Consider the following 17,005-nt stretch of genomic DNA (forward strand, 5'->3'; position numbering starts at 1 on the left):
GTTATTCCTGCCTGACGTTTATTCTTACCTGATATTATCCGTTCCATTCACCATCGAACACAACTTCTGCAGGTCCTGTCATATAGACTTTGTCCGCTTCTCTGTCCCACTCGATCAGAAGATCTCCACCCAGTAATTTCACCGTCACCTTATCCTCTGTCAGACCATTTAAGATACAGGAAACTGCAACAGCACATGCCCCGGTTCCGCACGCAAGTGTTTCTCCTGAACCGCGTTCCCAAACTCTCATCTGCACCGTGTTTCGGTCTAATATTTTAACAAATTCTGTGTTGACCCGTTTTGGAAAACGTTCATGCTTTTCAAACTTCGGTCCTATTTTCTCAATTTCCAGATGATCTATCTCATCCATATAAATGACTGCATGAGGATTTCCCATGGAGACACATGTCATTCTGTATTCCCGCCCATCCACAAGGATAGGGACATCCACAGCACTGCTTCCCTCTGCAGCCACAGGAATCTGCTGTGGCTCCAGGATTGGTTTCCCCATATCTACCCTGATCTGTACTGCCTTCTTGTCCTTTACTGTCAAATCAAGATATTTAATTCCTGCCAAGGTCTCAATGGATATCTGCGTCTTGTCTGTCAGACCGTAATCATAAACATACTTCGCCACACAGCGGATTCCATTTCCGCACATTTCTCCTCTTGAGCCATCCGCATTGTACATCTCCATCTCAAAATCAGCCACATTGGAAGGATTGATCAGGATCAGCCCGTCCGAGCCAATTCCAAAATGACGGTCGCTGACCTTGACCGCCGTCTCCGATGGAGCGTCCAATTTCTCCTCAAATCCATTTACATATACATAATCATTGCCTATTCCCTGCATTTTTGTGAATTTCATATTATTCCACTCCTTCATTATTATCTCGTAATCGTACCTTTATATATCTTTCAACAAAAGCTCCTCATTTCCTGATATATGGAATATATTTTACCACGAAAAACAGAATTTAAAAACATAAAAATAGGCGCCTTCTTCAACAGAAAACGCCTCTCACTATTTATCTTATAAACTTACTGATCTTAACTCTAAGTCCGTCAAAGTCCCCATTATAAGCCTGAAGTTCCATCTCCTCCTGCATATTGAGACTGCAGATTCCCAGGATTGACTTTGCATCAACCACCATTCTCCCCTGAACAAGGTCAAGGTCACCTCGGTAATCCTTAATTGTCTGCACAAATTCCTGAATCTCATTTACATTCGAAAACCCTATACGTACTGCATTTGCTGTCAATGTTAAACCTGGCATATCTGTTCCCTCCTGGATATCTTAGAGTGTCCCATCTACTGCGATGGACCTACAATAAAGTTCACGGCTTTCATCGGCCATGGTTCAATATTTTACACTAAAAGATGCCAAAAAGAAAGTGTAAAAATCCACTATTTTTTCACAAAATGCGACAATTCTTTTTACATTATTTCAAAAGGTATTTCAAAAGGGTCAGACCCTTTTGCTCGCCGTTTTCAGAATATTCTAAAGTTTTAAAGGATTCTGCCTTTCAGACACAATTAGGGCAGCACCGCAAGTGCCTGACTGCCCATTTCCTGATATCGTTTTTGGGTTACTTCTTTCTCATACTTTGTGATTCCTTCCCCATGTCTGGGGTCATTAAAATAATAGGACTGTTCATCCGCACCGACCAATAGAAGACAGTGCTCCTGTGCCTGCCAGGTATACTCCTTCCCTGTCTCCAGAAGAGTCCATTTCCTGCCGGGGTAGGCGGGTCTCATCTCCATGGTCGCCCAGATAATGACAGGAATCCCGTTTTGTATATAATTCCTGGTAAGCGCCTCCAGCGGCATACCTGTTAAGTCCTTTACATGATCTGCTCCCGCCGCCTCTACAAGTGCATCGTAGATCACTGGTGCAAAACATCCAAATCCACTGCCTGTCCTCGGGTTTCCGATAAAATAGTGATAGGGGCTGTTTCCATAATACTGCCCGTCTTCTGCGTAATATTTACCGATCTTTAAATACTGATCAATAAAATCATCAATAGTTACATCATATCCTGCATATCGAAGTGCCATAACCGAGGTCACGCTCTCACAGCCTGTCGGATACTCGCTCTGACTGATCAGTGGGACTGACAGGACTATCTTTGCAGCCACCCCGCTTCCCTTTTCAGCGTGATCCGGGCCGGCTGTTTTGCTGTGTCCTGCCTCCCCTTTTGTCTCACCGCCGCCCTCCCCGCTGTCTGTTTTCGGGTACTGTACATCTGTATTTCTCACACGTATCGTCTTGGTATATATCATACTGGCGACTGCAATACTGACATATAAGACTAACCAAAACATTTGATGTTTGTGCCTGCCGGCTCTTTTATATTCCAACATATCCACCACAGATGATACTTCTTATTTCTATTATAAGCACTACTGTTTGTACGGTATGCTGATTATTTCTTTAATTTATGCTCAAAGATCTCTACGATCGTCTTTTCTGTGCCTGTCATCCCGGGAGACGCGATCCGCCCCATATTTCTCATGGTCTCCTCCGGGGTTTCCCCGTTGATTCCGTGTACATCATAGACATAAATCCCATTCATGGCAAAATCCACCGACTTATATGCTGCATCTACTGCCGTGATCCCCTTCATAGTACAGCCCTGGTTGCCTCCGTCACAGATCATTCCGGTAATGCTGCTCGCCATGTTGTTGAGCGTATGCGCCATCATTTCCACAGTTCCTCCCCTAAGATAAACAAGTGCGCATGCCATGCCGTAGCCTGCCGCGATCGCACATCCACAGAAGGCTGACAGCCTGCCGGAATATTCCTTAATATACATGCAGACCAGATAGCTCAGCGCAGTTGCCCGAAGCAGTTTCTCCTTCGTATAACCGTTAACTTTATATGAAGCATACAGCGGCATGGTGGCAATGATCCCATGTGCCCCGGAACCGGTAATACTCATTGCCGGTTTCTCAAGCCCCAAGACTCTCGCTTCAATCGCCGCATTACACATCAGAGAGGCCGACGCCTGCTCATCTTCGGAAATCACTTTTCCGCCATTTAACTCAAGCAGATGTCTGGCAAAGGTAGTCCTTGGATTCTCAATTCCCTCCTGAAACAGCTCCAAGTTCACTCTATAGGCATCTTCTATAAAATAAAGTTCTCCAAGCTCTACCGTTGTGATATATTCATATACCTGCCGTAATGTGTACTTGTGTATGACATGCCCTTCTTCCCCAACATCCGCCGTTTCTCCTGTCTCTGTCTTCGTATCACTCTCAGCGCCCAGCTTCATCTGTCCATTGACCGCGATGCTGGTAATGTTGGTATGCGAATCACGGATTGTCACAATAACTGTGTCAAACGTTGTCTCCAAAGCAGCCTCTATGAAAATCCGGCTTGAGATCCCGCTTAATTCTACTGTGATCTTTCCCTCATCGATCAGTCTGCGCGCCTTGGCATTATCCGCTTCCTTTACATCCGCCAGGGCCTCCAGCCCTTTTTCAGCGTTCCCTGCCACATACCCCAAAGCAGCCGCAAAAACATTTCCCACCTCGATGGAATTTGGAATTCCACAGGTAAATGCATTTTTATACATCCCGCTGTTCATTGCCACGTTGAGCCGCACAAGCTCCCCTCTCGCATAGCTGCGCGCCTTGGCTGCCGCAAATGCGATCGCTCCCGGTTCTGTTACACCTAACGCCGGCTTCATGTCATTTTTTATTAGTTCTGTTAATTCATGCATTCTCTTTCCCCCTGAGTAATCCATTTGAATATAAAAATCCTATAGAAAATCTGTCTTCAAATCTTCTATAGGATTCTCTTTATAGGTCACACTTAATTATCCAATAACTTCCAGCACTTCCTGTTTCTCAGGCATCGCCCTGATCGCCCCTTTGCGGGTCGTAATCACTGCTGCCGCAGCATTTGCAAAAGTCAGCATCTCACCGAGCTGCTCTTCTGTCAGGTTATCTAATCCATGCTCCAAAATATAATTCAAAGAGCTTCCGCAGAAAGTATCCCCCGCACCGGTCGTCTCGATCGTCTTCATCGCAAACCCGCTTCTCTCCACGCGCATTCCCTTATAATATGCACGGCTTCCGTCTTTTCCCATCGTCAGAAGGATCAGCGGGATATTGTATTTCTCCTGGAGGTACTTGATTCCCTCATCATAATCTTCTTTCCCTGACACGAACTGAATCTCATTGTCAGATATCTTCAAAATATCGCAGAACTTAAATCCGTACTCCATCTGTTCCTTTGCCAGTTCCAGGGAGCTCCAGAGCGGCGGGCGTAAGTTCGGGTCAAAAGAAATAAGAAGCCCGTTCTCTTTTGCAATATCAAGCGCCTTTTTCGTCGCATTACGGACACCTTCATGGGTCATAGATAACGTACCAAAGTGGAATAGTCTTGTCTTTTTCAGAAATTCTGCATCCACCTCATTCTCGGTCAGCATCATATCTGCCCCCGGGTTCCTGTAAAATGAAAACTCGCGGTCACCGTCAGGAAACGTATGTACAAACGCCAGCGTTGTGTTCACATCCTGATCCATCATCAGATTCGATGTATCAATACCGGCTTCATCTAAAGTATCCTTTAATAATGCACCAAACTGATCTTTCCCCACTTTTCCGAGAAATGCTGTCTTCTTGCCCAGCTTATTCAGCATCGCAAGCACGTTGCATGGTGCTCCGCCAGGGCATGCCTCAAACAGGTTGTTGCCCTGCTCACTCTGGCCATTCATAGTAAAATCAATCAAGAGCTCCCCCATTGCGATTACATCAAATTGCTTTTCCATAGACTCTCTCCTTATTTCTATACCTTATTAAACATTCGTAGTTCAATAAGTATACTTTATTTTTTACAGCAAAGCTGTAAACCCGCCCGCAGGGCATGTGTTACGGGATGCCCTGCGGGTATCTATTTGTTATAATTCTAACGCACATCACTATTCAATGCAATAACTTTTTTAAATCGTTTAATTAAAGTATACCAATTCTTCGATCGGATCCGCCAGCTCGATATTCTCCGCCTCCAGCACCGGCCCCACTCCGCGGTAGATCGATACACGTCCAAACCCGATCTTTGCCCGCACCTTGACCCATTGCCCAGGTTTTAACTTCGGTGCATAAGCACTTTTGCATATATATCCAAGAAATGTGGTATCATCCGCACAGCATGTCATCGCCATACGTCCCGGCAAGAAGACCTTTGATGGAAATCCCTTGGGCTTTAACACCCTTGCCGTGAATTCGACGGTCTTTCCCTTATATCTGTCCGGGTTATCCATCACATCCACGTACCAGATCCCATAGTCCTCGCGGCGTACCTCAATGACTGGTGCATTCAGATCATATGGAACATCATCCTCAAAGATATTCTCCACTTCCCCCTGCTCATCCTCGAAGATCACCTCAGCCTGGGGACTGACTACCTTTACACTGCGGCGGTATCCCGGGAGCGGCTTCTTATCGGTACATCTGTTAAATAATACCATTTCCGAATTCCGGACCATTTCCACAAACAGCGGCTTTAGATTCGTCAGATACATCTGAAACGTGCTCGCATCCACCGTTGTCAGCTTCTGCTCGATCCCCCAGCCCTCTGGCAGCTTCATTGCCTCAAAATCACTGACCTTCCACATCCCGTTATACTCGACAACAACACGCTCCGGCTGGTGCTTACGGTTCATCTCTTCCAGCCACTCTTCTGTCAGTTCCTCCTGATCCTCCACAGTTTCGATCACAACACCATATTTTAGCATCCCGGCCGGATCATACTCCTCCTCGCCCTCCTCACAGAGGATGAGAAGCGTCTTGCCGTCTATCTGAAAATAATCCTGCTCCAGCGTAAACTTTAAAAACTGGGTCTTTCCACTGTCCAAAAACCCTGTCATCAAATACACCATAACCTCTGGTTCTGCCATTTCTACCTCTCCAATCCTGCCTTTATTTTATACCAAATAATTCTGCCAGCTTTTCTTCCTTCAAGTCAGAGCCAATGACGCAGATCCTTCCGGTATATTCAGCCGCACCGCTGCGCACCTCATGCTCTTCCGGCACCATATCAAAATAAAGCCACTCGCCGTCTCCTGCTACCATCCCTTTTGCACGCAGGATCATTCCGTAAGAATCATCAGATTCCAGCGTCTTTAAAATATGAGCGATCTCCTCTCTGGTAAAACTCTTGACCGTCTCACGGCCCCAGCTTGTAAACACCTCGTCCGCATGGTGATGACCATGGTCATGATGGTCGTGACCGCACCCGCAGCTTTCATTGTGATCATGGTGGTCATGGCCGCACCCGCAGCTTTCATTGTGATCATGGTGGTCATCGCATCCGCAGCTTTCATCGTGAACATGATCGTGATGGTGGTCGTGACCGCACCCACAGTTCTCATCGTGGGCATGATCATGATGGTGGTCGTGACCACACCCGCAGTCCTCTCCATGCTCATGGTGTCCGCCGCATTCCGGGCAGATCATCTCTGACAGAAGCTCCTCTTCCAGAGATCTACTGTGTTCCATCGTCTCAAGCAGCTTCTCACCGGAAAGCTTTGCGATCGGTGTTGTGATGATCGGAGCCTTTTCATTCAATTCCCGTAAGATCTGGTAACTCTCTTCCACCTTCTCCGGCTTTGCCTTATCGGTACGGCTCAAAATAATTGCTCCTGCATATTCTACCTGGTTGCTGAAAAACTCTCCGAAATTCTTACGGTAAAGCCTGCATTTCGTGGCATCAACAACGGTTGTAAAACTGTTGAGTACTGCATCGATCTCACCCTGTACATCCTGTACGGCCTTGATGACATCAGAAAGTTTCCCCACTCCGGAAGGCTCGATCAGGATCCGGTCGGGATGGTAAGTCTCTACCACCTCTTTCAGAGATTTTCCAAAATCTCCAACCAGTGAACAGCAGATACATCCTGAATTCATCTCACGGATCTCGATCCCGGAGTCCTTAAGGAACCCTCCGTCAATTCCGATCTCGCCGAATTCATTCTCGATCAGGACCACCTGCTCTCCCTGAAATGCCTCCTTAAGCATTTTTTTAATAAAAGTCGTCTTTCCGGCTCCGAGGAAACCGGAAATAATATCTATCTTCGTCATTTTTGACTGCCTCCTGTTTCTAAATATATATCATGATGCTGGGGTCAAAAGGTATTTTGCCCCCATGATACCTACGGATTGTTACGCACTTCGTGCTCCCACATCTGCGCTCCGCTCCGGTCGGCGTTAAACGAACATCCACTGGATGTTTTACGGGTCCCAAAGTCATGCTTTTTCATGCTCACATGAAAAGCATGACCTTTTGACCCTGGTATCATATTTCTTAATCTTACTGCAGACCTAAAGCCACAGATCTGATCTTTCTCTACTCCATCTCCAGTACGACCGGACAATGGTCTGATCCCATGACCCCGGTCAGGATCTTCGCATCCACCAGCCTGTCCTTCAATGCTTCTGATACGCAGAAATAGTCGATACGCCACCCTGCGTTCTTCTCACGGGCACGGAACCGATAAGACCACCAGGAATAGATCCCCTCCTGATCCGGATAAAAATAGCGGAACGTATCAATAAAGCCAGCATCTAACAGCTCAGTAAACTTCTGTCTTTCTTCATCAGTAAAGCCTGCATTTTTCCGGTTCGTCTTCGGATTTTTCAGGTCGATCTCCTGATGTGCCACATTCATATCCCCGGTCACGACAACCGGCTTTTTTTCTTCCAGTTTTTTCAGATATGCGCGGAAATCATCCTCCCACTTCATCCGGTAATCCAGTCTGGCAAGTTCATTCTGAGAATTGGGAGTATAGACCGTCACAAAGTAAAAATCCTCAAACTCCAGCGTGATCACGCGTCCTTCCTGGTCATGCTCCTCAATCCCGATCCCGTATGCCGCCGTAAGCGGCTCCTTCTTTGTAAATACTGCGGTGCCTGAATATCCTTTTTTCACCGCATAATTCCAGTACTGATGGTATCCCTCAAGTTCCAGTTCAAGCTGCCCTTCCTGCATCTTGGTTTCCTGGATACAGAAAATATCCGCATCGGCCTCTTTAAAAAATTCTAAGAACCCCTTCTGTACACAGGCACGGATTCCATTCACATTCCATGAAATAAACTTCATATCTGCCTCCTTTTTATCCTTGTATTTCTGATTCTGTTGAAATCAATTCTTGTGATCTGAGAGTCCTGCTCAAATACAAAGCAGGGACCGGTCTGTGGAAATCTCTGACAGACGGGTGCCGTCCGGCACCACCTATTCTGTTCCTTCTCACATCCCGCCCCCTGCCCATATCTTCATGAACATCTGTACCCTCAGACCTTACGCATAATACACTTCCTTTAAAAACAGTCCCATAGCCGGAGCAAGAAATCCCGCATATTCGCGTTTCTTCTCCTCCAGAATAGTCAGCACCTCCTCAGGCTTCTTCTGTCCTGTTCCGACATCCAGAAGTGTCCCGGTCAGAATCCGGACCATATGGTATAAGAATCCTGTCCCATAATACTCGATCCGTATCTTGCTGCCCTGTTTCTCAATGATTATATCATAAATTGTCCGAATTGTGGACTTTTCATCTTTTTTGTCTGTAAACCCTGCAAAATCATGCTTTCCGATCAGATATCCTGCTGCCTCCTCCATCGCCGCAACATTCAGCTCATACGGAAAGTGATAGCAGTATTTTCTTGCGAATACATCCGGTTTTTCCCTTGTATCGATAAAATACTCATACCGTTTCCCCTTCGCATTTAAACGGGCATGGTAACCATTCTTCATAAGGAGCATCTCCTTCACCCGGATATCTTCCGGGAGAAGCTCATTCATCCCCTTGCGAAACTGTTCCTCATCCACCTTACCCGATAAGGTCAGACTCGCTGTCTGCCCCTTGGCATGGACGCCCCCGTCAGTTCTGCCGGAGCCGTCTATCTCCACCGGGTATCCCGCTATTTTGCTGACCGCTTCCTCCACGATCCCCTGGATAGTGCACCCCGTCGTTTTCTGACGCTGCCATCCCTGGTAACGGGTGCCGTCATATACTATCGTCATTTTATAAGTCCGCATATTCCTTCACTTTCCTGTCTTTTAAAAAGAGAACACGGCTGCAGAGCATACTCACCACATCCAGATCATGGGAGACAAACAGGTAACAGATCTTCTCCTTCTCCTGCAGTTCTTTCAGCAGAGCGATGATCTGCGCCTGAACGGTCACATCCAGCGCCGACAAAGGCTCGTCCGCCAGGATAAACTTCGTCCCCGTGATCAGGGCAAGCGCAATGCTGACACGCTGTCGCTGCCCGCCGCTTAGTTCTCTTGGATAACGTTGATACACCTGAGCAGAAAGATGCACCCTTTGAAGCATCTCCTCCGCCTTTTTCCTGCGCTCTTCCCGGGAAAAGCCGCCCTGTATTTTCAAAGGTTCTTCCAGGATCCACCCGATGGTCTTTTTGGGATTCAGGGAACGAAACGGATCCTGAAAAATCATCTGCGGTGATTTTGTATAATGGACTACCTCACCCTCGTAATCCTTAAGAAGTCCGAGGACACACTTGCACAGCGTTGATTTTCCGCTGCCGCTTTCCCCCACCAGACCTACGATCTCACCCTCGTGCAGGGTGAATGACACGTCCTCCAATACCTGTTTCCTGTGTCTTCCTTCTCTATAATATGCATTTACATGGCTCAGTTCAAGCACCTTCTCAGGCATTCTTCTCACCCGCCTTTTCTCTCAGCAGATCATAGAACCTGCTGTCCTTTGTCCGTCCCGGAATCGCAGCGATCAGTTCCTTCGTATATTCCGTCTGCGGATTCTGAAAGATCTCTTTTGCGGCTCCCCGCTCAAGGATCTGCCCGTCCTTCATCACCAGTACATGGCTGCAGAGCTCATTGACCACTCTCAGGTTATGGGAAATAAAGAGAATTCCCATCCCGTACTTTAAGTTCAGCTTCTTAAGCAGCTTCAAAATGCTCTCCTGCGTCCCCACATCCAGCGCCGTAGTCGGTTCATCCGCGATCAAAAGCTTCGGCCGGCACACGATCGCCGAGGCGATCATCACCCGCTGGCGCATCCCGCCTGACAGCTCATGGGGATACTTCCCGCACAATAGCTCCGGCTGGTCAAGCTCCACATCCTCCAGTGCCTTTCGCACCTTCTGCCTGCGCTCCTCTTTTGAAAGTCTGGTGTGCAAAAGCAGGGCCTCCTCCACCTGTTTTCCAATTCTCATAGTCGGATTCAGGGCCGTCATAGGCTCCTGGAAAATCATACTGATATCTCTGCCCTGGACCTCACGCATTTCTTTTGCAGAAAGTGAAAGGAGCTCCCGCTCATCCAGCCAGATCTTCCCGCTGTCCAAGACTGCCGCATCTTTTAAAAGTCCTGCTATCGTGAGTGCTGTCATCGTCTTGCCGGACCCGGATTCCCCCACGATCCCCAGGATCTCAGAGTCTTTCAGCTCAAAGGAGACATCCCGCACCACCTCCTGGTTTGTCCCACGGTCTTCAAAATGGATGGATAAATTCTCTACTCTCAGCATTATCTTCCACCTCCAAATCTGTCCAGGATTCCTTCCCCGAGCATCCCCACGCCCAGGATCAAAAGTACCAGGAATATTCCCGGGAAGATCGCGCACCACGGCCCGCTTGCCAGATAGGTCTGGGATTCCGAAAGCATCCGGCCCAGACTCGCATCTGGCGGCTGCACGCCGATCCCTAAGTAACTCATCCCCGCCTCCTGGATCACCGCATTGTTAAATCCAATGGTCAAAGAAGAAAGCAGGGTGGGTAAAATATTCGGCAGTATGTGTACGAATAAGATCCGCGGCGCTCTCACCCCGATCAGCTTCGCGCTGGTCACATAATCCTCTTCCCGGCACCGCATGAACTCTCCCCGCACGATCCTCGCAAAGCTGGGGATAAATGCGATCCCCAGAGCCAGCATGACCTTATATTTGCCGGTGCCCCAGATACTGATGATGACCAGGGCTAAAAGCACGCTTGGAAATGCTGCAACCGCATCGTTGATACGCATCAGACCCTCGTCGAGCCATCCGCCCACATATCCGGTCACCGCACCGACTAAGATCCCGATCCCTCCGCCGATCACAACCGTCCCTACGGCGATCATAAACGTACTGCCTGCCCCTGCAAGCACCCGGCTGAATACATCACGCCCGAACTGATCCGTTCCGAAAATGTGCGCAAGAGAGGGTGCATTTAACTTCAATGATCCCTGCATGGCCTCTGTGTCATACGGTGTCCAGAAAAATCCCAGTATGATCAGCCCGGCCATGATCACGGTCAGTGTCACTCCAAATATAAAATTGTAGCTTCCGGGCTTCCTTCCTGCCCGATTACGCCCGAATCTTTTGACAACAGCAAGGTTACTGGAAGTTTTTCCCTTTTTTGTTCCGTTTATACTTTTCCTGTCCAAATCCATACCTCTATATTTCAATCCGCTTGTCCAGTTTCCGATATAATAGATCCACGATCACATTGATGACCAGAATCACCACTGCGACCAGCACGATCACAGCCTCCACTACCGGGTAATCCCGCTTAGATATGGAAGAGATCAAGGTCCTTCCAAGCCCCGGGATCCCGAAAACCTGCTCGATCACGATACTGTTTGCAATCATATCCGCGATCGCCATCGCTAAAAAGGTAATGATCGGCAGAATCCCGTTTTTAAGCGCATGTCTCACCAGTACCCTCCAGGGACTGTTTCCCCGGCTTAATGCTGTGCGCACGTAATCCTGCCTCATTTCCGTAATCAGCGAATTGCGGAACATTTTTGTGGTCATCGCTGCCTTGGGCAGTGCGATCGCAATGGATGGCAGGACTAGATATCCCAGGAATCCGCTTACGCTCTCCGTATAAGATACATATCCCCCGGGTGTGAATAACTGGAATACCAACCCGAACAAAAATGTAAAAACGATGCCGATAAAAAACGGAGGGATCGACATGGTCACCTGATTCAGGATCAGGAAAAACTTGTCCACGAACCGGTTTTCATACCGCACACTCAATAAACTGACAGGAACGGAAAACAGCAGGATAAAGAAAAATGCCATCACTGCCAGAGTGATCGTGATCGGCACCTTATCCCCGATCATTTCCCTCACCGGAACCTGATAGGAATAGGAAGTCCCCATATCCCCTGTCACAAAATCCTTCACCCACTGTCCATAACGCTGCGGCAGGGGACGGTTTAAGCCCATCTCCTCCCGCAGAGCCTGGACCTTCGCCTCGGTTGCCTCCGTACCCAGGATCGATCTGGCCGGATCTCCGGGGATCACCTCAAAGGCAAGGAAGGCAAGTATGCTGACAATTAATAATGCGATTATAAGACCTGTTAATTTTTTCAAAACAAATTTCATACTTACCTCCCTGTTCTCCTTACTCTACCATATATATTGTAGACATATCCTGTACATAAAGCGGATAGAATGTATATCCGTCGTACTTATCACTGACTGCCACCAGGTTCGCCAGATCCTGGATATAGACATTGGCAGCCTTCTTGGCAAGAATGCCTTCTGCCTCTTTATAAAGCTTGATCTGCTCCTGTTCATCCGTTGACGCGATCGCCTTTTTGAACACCTCATCATACTCTTTATCCTTGAAATTGATGAAATTTCCCGGTGCATCACTTGTAAAACGCTCCAGCATCGCACGGGCGGAAAGGTTGGATGCATCCACACCGACTACCGTTGACTGGTACTCGCGGTTCGCATATACATCCTCCAGCCATGCCTCCCACTCGATCGGCTTGATCGTTACATTGACACCGATATTTTTAAGCTCCTCTGCGATGACCTGGGCAGTGTCTATATGGGGCTGGTCCGCAGAGCTTACCGTAATCTCCAGATCGAATCCCTCCTCATAGCCTGCCTCTTTCAGCAGTGCCTTTGCCTTTTCAAAATCCTGCTCATAATAATGTACATACTCATCGTCATAATACTTTTTCAGCCCCGGATACATGCTGGTTCCGATGCGGACTCCTTTACCGTCCGCCATCATACCCATGATCTCATCGGGATTGATGGCATAGCAGAGCGCCTGCCTTACCTTCTCATTGTTCAAAGGCTCCACGTCATTGTTCAGATATAGTGCCTGCACAAGGTTCATGGTCCCCTCTTCAATATGGAAGCCCTTTGTAAGCTCCGCTGCCTGGCTGGATGTCAGACGCATCGCCATGTCAATGGAGCCGCCTTTTAAGTTCGTCACGACCATATCTGCATCTGCCACGATCTTAAACTCCACCTGATCCAGGTGTGCCTTCTCTCCCCAGTAGTCCCCGTTCTTCTCAAGGATCACATTCTCCTGCGGGCTTCGTGACACATACTTAAACGGCCCCGTCCCCACCGGCTTCGTATCCAGCTGGTCATAATCCTTCGGGATAACTGCAGTCGTCATATAGGCTAAAAACTCTGTATTTGGCTCCGTCAAGCGTATCTCTACTGTCTTCTCATCCAGAATGTTCACACTCTCAATAATAGAATACGCTGATACCAATGGTTCCCCATTAGAAGTATCAGCGCATCTGTCTATTGAATATTTTACATCCTCTGCCGTCACGGCATTCCCGTTATGGAACTTCACCCCATCACGCAAGGTAAATGTATATACCTTCGCGTCATCTGAAACTTTATACTCGCTCGCTACGGCTGCGATCAAATTACCATCCTTATCCGGCTTCACTAAGCCCTCATAAATGTTAAATAAAACCTCTTTTGTTCCTGCCGCAACTGCTTTGTGTGGGTCAAGACTGTCCAAATCCTGGGAAATACCTACCTTGATACTTCCGCCTTCGACTGGTTTTCCTGAAAGTTTATTCTCCGTGGTCGACTCCTGCTTTTCCTTATCACCTGAACATCCGCTCAGTGCAATAGTTACAGCCATTGTGAGCATCAAAAGAATACTCATTCCTCTTCTTTTCATGTCTGTCTCCTTCTTCAAATAACCTTCATTATTAAATTGTCCCTTTTATTGTAAAGTTTTTGTCACAGTTTGGCAAGTATTTAATGAGATACAACAAAACTATATGTTAAAAATACAATCGTTCTAATCATCCGCCCGGCGTATACAGAAGCAGCGCACTGCTTTACTCCGCTTTTTTAACCGCATCTTTAAAAAACATGACCGCAGTATAGAGCATGACCACAATGATGATCCAGGTCAGTATCTCTAAAGGAAGAGAACGTACAATACAGAAGGCCACAAAAATACCTACAGCGCCGCCGATCGTCAGCCAGGCTGCTGCCGCCCTGTCATAGGTTCCCTTCTTAATAAATGCAAAGCCGCAGGATGGCATTAAAAATGCACAGGATCCAAACATCACAGGAAAGGCAATCCTCACGTTCAGCCCTAAAGCACTGCAGAGGGCGATACATGGTGTGTAAAGTCCGACACCGATCGTCATAAGCGCACCCAGCAGGAAGTTCACGCCTACTGCCACTGCCAGTTTCCATCCCCCAAGACCGATCGCCATTCCCGCTGTACCAAACGGTCCGATCTCCATCAGGCGGCATCCCATCATGACTGCAAGAAACACCAACGCGCCGCCCAGCGCATATCTTACCACTGTTACAGACCATTTTGATACAATATTCGCCCCGATCAGCGATCCAACGATGGCCCCCACGATCATAGAAACCAATGTCAGAGGCGCCACCTCCACAAGGCCGAGAAACAGCAGGAATTCTGTCATAACAGGAATACAGTCTCCTACATTCAGTGTCCCCGGCATGATCCTGTCTGAGCTGGATTTTGTAAGCTTAAATGCAGCCTGCGTTGTCGCAAAGCTTCCAATTCCAAGTGTATCGAAAAAATTAGTGATCACCCCGATCAAAAATAGAGTCACATGCTTTCTTCCTTTGAAATCCTCCTTATGGTTCAGGCAGTCTTTTATAAACACAACTGCAAAAACCAATGCATAAACTACGATAGCAACGCGCAGAATAATTGTTACAATATTCAAAGTTATTCTCCTTTCTTTCCCTTATTTTTCATAGGTCTATTTGTGTTTTAATAGAATAAAGTCTATACTATATTCTAGACCGCATTCTACTAAATATTTGTTTATAATTATGCAGTTTTATAATCCAAATGTCAACTTTTTCCAATCATTTTATATGATTTAGGTAAAACTGCATAAAGATAGGGATTCTAATTTATTCGGAATGACTAAGAAAATACCAAGAAAATAAGATGAAAGCTGTAGAATAGTTATGTTAATCGTGGTACACTAAAAACAATCAAGAAAGGGGACAGGAATTATGGGAATATATCTGAATCCTACAAATGATAAATTCTTCAAGGCTGTGAATTCTGAAATATATATTGATAAAACCGACTTAATTCGGTATACAAACAAAGTTCTGAACACAACACAGCAAAATCTCTGTGTCAGCCGCCCCCGCCGTTTCGGTAAATCTATGGCAGCCGATATGCTGTCTGCTTATTACAGCCGCGGCTGCGATTCCAGAACGATGTTTGAACAATTAAGTATCGGTCAAGATAAGGCTTTTTCCAAATATTTGAACCAGTATGACACTATCTTTCTGAATATACAGGAATTTCTGAGCCGCAGCCAAACAGTTCATGATCTCATCCAAAGAATCAAGCAATTGGTAATACGGGATTTAAAAATACAATATCCTGACATTCAATATTATGACGAAACTGATCTGGCTGAAAGTATGCAGGACGTATATCAGATCACGCACTGCCCCTTTGTGGTCATTATAGATGAGTGGGATTGTATTTTCCGAGAATTCAAAGAGGATAAAGAAGCACAGGAACAGTATCTGGATTTTTTACGGGATCTCCTCAAGGACAAAGGATATATCCACCTTGCCTATATGACTGGAATCCTGCCGATCAAAAAATACGGTACACATTCCGCATTGAATATGTTTTCAGAATTCTCCATGACAAATCCAAGGCAGCTGGCGGAATTCGTTGGATTTACAGAAAAAGAAGTAGAGGGATTATGCCAGCACTACAGCATGAATGTGACAGAAATGAAGGAATGGTATGATGGCTATCGTTTTACTCTTGCGCACTCCATCTACAGTCCAAAGTCAGTGATCGAGGCTGTGACATCAGGCATCTGTGACAACTATTGGAATCAGACTGAAACGTTTGAAGCGCTGCGTATGTATATTGATCTTAACTACGAAGGGCTGAAGGACTGTGTTTTGAGTATGATTGCCGGTGAAAATATTTTTGTTAATACAGGTAGTTTTTCAAATGATATGACAACCTTCCACAATGCAGATGATGTTCTGACTCTTTTAATCCACCTGGGCTATCTGGGTTATAATCTGGAACAGAAATGTGTTTTCATACCAAACAATGAGGTCCGAAATGAATTCGTCAATGCCGTTTCTGTCTCTAAATGGGGTGAAATCTCGAATGCATTACAGAATTCTTCTGATACTTTGAATGCAATATGGCAGAACCGCCCTGACCGAGTTGCACTCGGAATAGAGCAGGCTCATTTTGAAACCACTCATATACAGTATAATGATGAAAACGCCTTAAGCTATACCATTTCATTGGCCTTATATGCTGCACGAAATTTTTATACAGTTTATCGTGAACTGCCTGCTGGAAAAGGCTTCGCTGATATGGTCTTCCTTCCCAGACATAAATTCCCGGACAAGCCCGCCCTGGTAGTGGAATTAAAATGGGATAAATCCGCGGAGGGCGCCATCACCCAGATAAAAGAAAAAAAATACTGCCGCAGCCTGTCAGAGTATCATGGTAAAGTTTTAATGGTCGGGATTAATTATGATAAAAAGACAAAAGAACATCAATGTATGATCGAAGAATTGATGAAATAGAAGAAAAACGTGGGGGCAGCCCAGGACTGCCCCCTTTTCACTGACAGTGCATCCAGTACCGTCCCCCACTGATCATGAATTCACCCTGACTGCATAATTCCCATTTTCATTTTTTTCGCATCCCTCATTAAGGAAATGGTACCGTACTAATTGGAGGTGCAACCTCACTATTCT

16 protein-coding genes are annotated in these 17,005 nt (G+C 46.6%); 1 reads left to right on the forward strand and 15 read right to left on the reverse strand.

Annotation, left to right across the window (positions count from 1 at the left end; translation table 11 throughout):
- Positions 1-34 precede the first annotated feature (34 nt).
- The 15 genes from dapF to AC4OGX_RS16985 all read right to left on the reverse strand — a co-directional run bounded on the left by dapF (position 35) and on the right by AC4OGX_RS16985 (position 14,961).
- Positions 35-868: a diaminopimelate epimerase gene (dapF, locus tag AC4OGX_RS16915; protein ID WP_493331824.1), complete on the reverse strand. Its 834-nt coding sequence runs from the start codon at positions 866-868 to the stop codon at positions 35-37.
- A 160-nt stretch (positions 869-1,028) separates the two neighbouring features.
- Positions 1,029-1,277, reverse strand: a complete 249-nt coding sequence (locus AC4OGX_RS16920) for an HPr family phosphocarrier protein (RefSeq protein WP_493331826.1) — start codon at positions 1,275-1,277, stop codon at positions 1,029-1,031.
- 260 nt (positions 1,278-1,537) lie between these two features.
- Positions 1,538-2,326, reverse strand: coding sequence for a C39 family peptidase (locus AC4OGX_RS16925; protein ID WP_493331827.1), 789 nt, complete (start codon positions 2,324-2,326; stop codon positions 1,538-1,540).
- 101 nt (positions 2,327-2,427) lie between these two features.
- Complete coding sequence (locus AC4OGX_RS16930; RefSeq protein ID WP_493331828.1) at positions 2,428-3,726, reverse strand: L-cysteine desulfidase family protein; 1,299 nt, start codon at positions 3,724-3,726, stop codon at positions 2,428-2,430.
- 96 nt (positions 3,727-3,822) lie between these two features.
- Positions 3,823-4,779: a carbohydrate kinase family protein gene (locus tag AC4OGX_RS16935; RefSeq protein WP_493331829.1), complete on the reverse strand. Its 957-nt coding sequence runs from the start codon at positions 4,777-4,779 to the stop codon at positions 3,823-3,825.
- A gap of 180 nt (positions 4,780-4,959) precedes the next feature.
- Positions 4,960-5,907 carry a TIGR03943 family putative permease subunit gene (locus AC4OGX_RS16940; RefSeq protein WP_493331830.1) on the reverse strand — a complete coding sequence of 316 codons (948 nt, stop codon included), beginning with the start codon at positions 5,905-5,907 and terminating at the stop codon, positions 4,960-4,962.
- Positions 5,908-5,929: 22 nt separating this feature from the next.
- On the reverse strand, positions 5,930-7,090 hold the full coding sequence (locus tag AC4OGX_RS16945; RefSeq protein ID WP_493331831.1) for a CobW family GTP-binding protein: 1,161 nt from the start codon (positions 7,088-7,090) through the stop codon (positions 5,930-5,932).
- Between the two features lie 265 nt (positions 7,091-7,355).
- Positions 7,356-8,108 (reverse strand): exodeoxyribonuclease III, encoded by a 753-nt coding sequence (locus AC4OGX_RS16950; RefSeq protein WP_493331832.1) that lies wholly within the window; start codon positions 8,106-8,108, stop codon positions 7,356-7,358.
- Positions 8,109-8,306: 198 nt separating this feature from the next.
- Positions 8,307-9,044: a tRNA pseudouridine(38-40) synthase TruA gene (gene truA / locus AC4OGX_RS16955; protein WP_493331833.1), complete on the reverse strand. Its 738-nt coding sequence runs from the start codon at positions 9,042-9,044 to the stop codon at positions 8,307-8,309.
- Positions 9,031-9,687 carry an ABC transporter ATP-binding protein gene (locus AC4OGX_RS16960; protein ID WP_493331834.1) on the reverse strand — a complete coding sequence of 219 codons (657 nt, stop codon included), beginning with the start codon at positions 9,685-9,687 and terminating at the stop codon, positions 9,031-9,033. The genes truA and AC4OGX_RS16960 overlap by 14 nt, the downstream gene beginning before the upstream one ends.
- Positions 9,680-10,513, reverse strand: coding sequence for an ABC transporter ATP-binding protein (locus AC4OGX_RS16965; protein WP_493331835.1), 834 nt, complete (start codon positions 10,511-10,513; stop codon positions 9,680-9,682). Before AC4OGX_RS16965 ends, AC4OGX_RS16960 begins: the two co-directional genes overlap by 8 nt.
- Positions 10,513-11,268: an ABC transporter permease gene (locus AC4OGX_RS16970; protein WP_493331844.1), complete on the reverse strand. Its 756-nt coding sequence runs from the start codon at positions 11,266-11,268 to the stop codon at positions 10,513-10,515. The genes AC4OGX_RS16965 and AC4OGX_RS16970 overlap by 1 nt, the downstream gene beginning before the upstream one ends.
- Before the next feature lie 151 nt (positions 11,269-11,419).
- Positions 11,420-12,358: an ABC transporter permease gene (locus AC4OGX_RS16975; protein ID WP_493331836.1), complete on the reverse strand. Its 939-nt coding sequence runs from the start codon at positions 12,356-12,358 to the stop codon at positions 11,420-11,422.
- A gap of 19 nt (positions 12,359-12,377) precedes the next feature.
- Positions 12,378-13,922 carry an ABC transporter substrate-binding protein gene (locus tag AC4OGX_RS16980; protein ID WP_493331837.1) on the reverse strand — a complete coding sequence of 515 codons (1,545 nt, stop codon included), beginning with the start codon at positions 13,920-13,922 and terminating at the stop codon, positions 12,378-12,380.
- 163 nt (positions 13,923-14,085) lie between these two features.
- Positions 14,086-14,961, reverse strand: coding sequence for a permease (locus tag AC4OGX_RS16985; protein WP_493331838.1), 876 nt, complete (start codon positions 14,959-14,961; stop codon positions 14,086-14,088).
- 298 nt (positions 14,962-15,259) lie between these two features.
- Here AC4OGX_RS16985 and AC4OGX_RS16990 point away from each other — a divergent pair, with 298 nt between their 5' ends.
- Positions 15,260-16,831, forward strand: coding sequence for an AAA family ATPase (locus AC4OGX_RS16990; protein WP_493331840.1), 1,572 nt, complete (start codon positions 15,260-15,262; stop codon positions 16,829-16,831).
- Positions 16,832-17,005: the final 174 nt, after the last annotated feature.

The sequence above is a fragment of the Faecalicatena sp. genome (assembly GCF_058819085.1).

What these genes read in the sequence shown, in the direction of transcription:
- dapF (WP_493331824.1), bottom strand. Translation starts at nt 868, where the DNA reads ATGAAATTCACAAAAATGCAGGGAATAGGCAATGATTATGTATATGTA.
- AC4OGX_RS16920 (WP_493331826.1), bottom strand. Translation starts at nt 1,277, where the DNA reads ATGCCAGGTTTAACATTGACAGCAAATGCAGTACGTATAGGGTTTTCG.
- AC4OGX_RS16925 (WP_493331827.1), bottom strand. Translation starts at nt 2,326, where the DNA reads ATGTTTTGGTTAGTCTTATATGTCAGTATTGCAGTCGCCAGTATGATA.
- AC4OGX_RS16930 (WP_493331828.1), bottom strand. Translation starts at nt 3,726, where the DNA reads ATGCATGAATTAACAGAACTAATAAAAAATGACATGAAGCCGGCGTTA.
- AC4OGX_RS16935 (WP_493331829.1), bottom strand. Translation starts at nt 4,779, where the DNA reads ATGGAAAAGCAATTTGATGTAATCGCAATGGGGGAGCTCTTGATTGAT.
- AC4OGX_RS16940 (WP_493331830.1), bottom strand. Translation starts at nt 5,907, where the DNA reads ATGGCAGAACCAGAGGTTATGGTGTATTTGATGACAGGGTTTTTGGAC.
- AC4OGX_RS16945 (WP_493331831.1), bottom strand. Translation starts at nt 7,090, where the DNA reads ATGACGAAGATAGATATTATTTCCGGTTTCCTCGGAGCCGGAAAGACG.
- AC4OGX_RS16950 (WP_493331832.1), bottom strand. Translation starts at nt 8,108, where the DNA reads ATGAAGTTTATTTCATGGAATGTGAATGGAATCCGTGCCTGTGTACAG.
- truA (WP_493331833.1), bottom strand. Translation starts at nt 9,044, where the DNA reads ATGCGGACTTATAAAATGACGATAGTATATGACGGCACCCGTTACCAG.
- AC4OGX_RS16960 (WP_493331834.1), bottom strand. Translation starts at nt 9,687, where the DNA reads ATGCCTGAGAAGGTGCTTGAACTGAGCCATGTAAATGCATATTATAGA.
- AC4OGX_RS16965 (WP_493331835.1), bottom strand. Translation starts at nt 10,513, where the DNA reads ATGCTGAGAGTAGAGAATTTATCCATCCATTTTGAAGACCGTGGGACA.
- AC4OGX_RS16970 (WP_493331844.1), bottom strand. Translation starts at nt 11,268, where the DNA reads ATGGCCGGGCTGATCATACTGGGATTTTTCTGGACACCGTATGACACA.
- AC4OGX_RS16975 (WP_493331836.1), bottom strand. Translation starts at nt 12,358, where the DNA reads ATGAAATTTGTTTTGAAAAAATTAACAGGTCTTATAATCGCATTATTA.
- AC4OGX_RS16980 (WP_493331837.1), bottom strand. Translation starts at nt 13,922, where the DNA reads ATGAAAAGAAGAGGAATGAGTATTCTTTTGATGCTCACAATGGCTGTA.
- AC4OGX_RS16990 (WP_493331840.1), top strand. Translation starts at nt 15,260, where the DNA reads ATGGGAATATATCTGAATCCTACAAATGATAAATTCTTCAAGGCTGTG.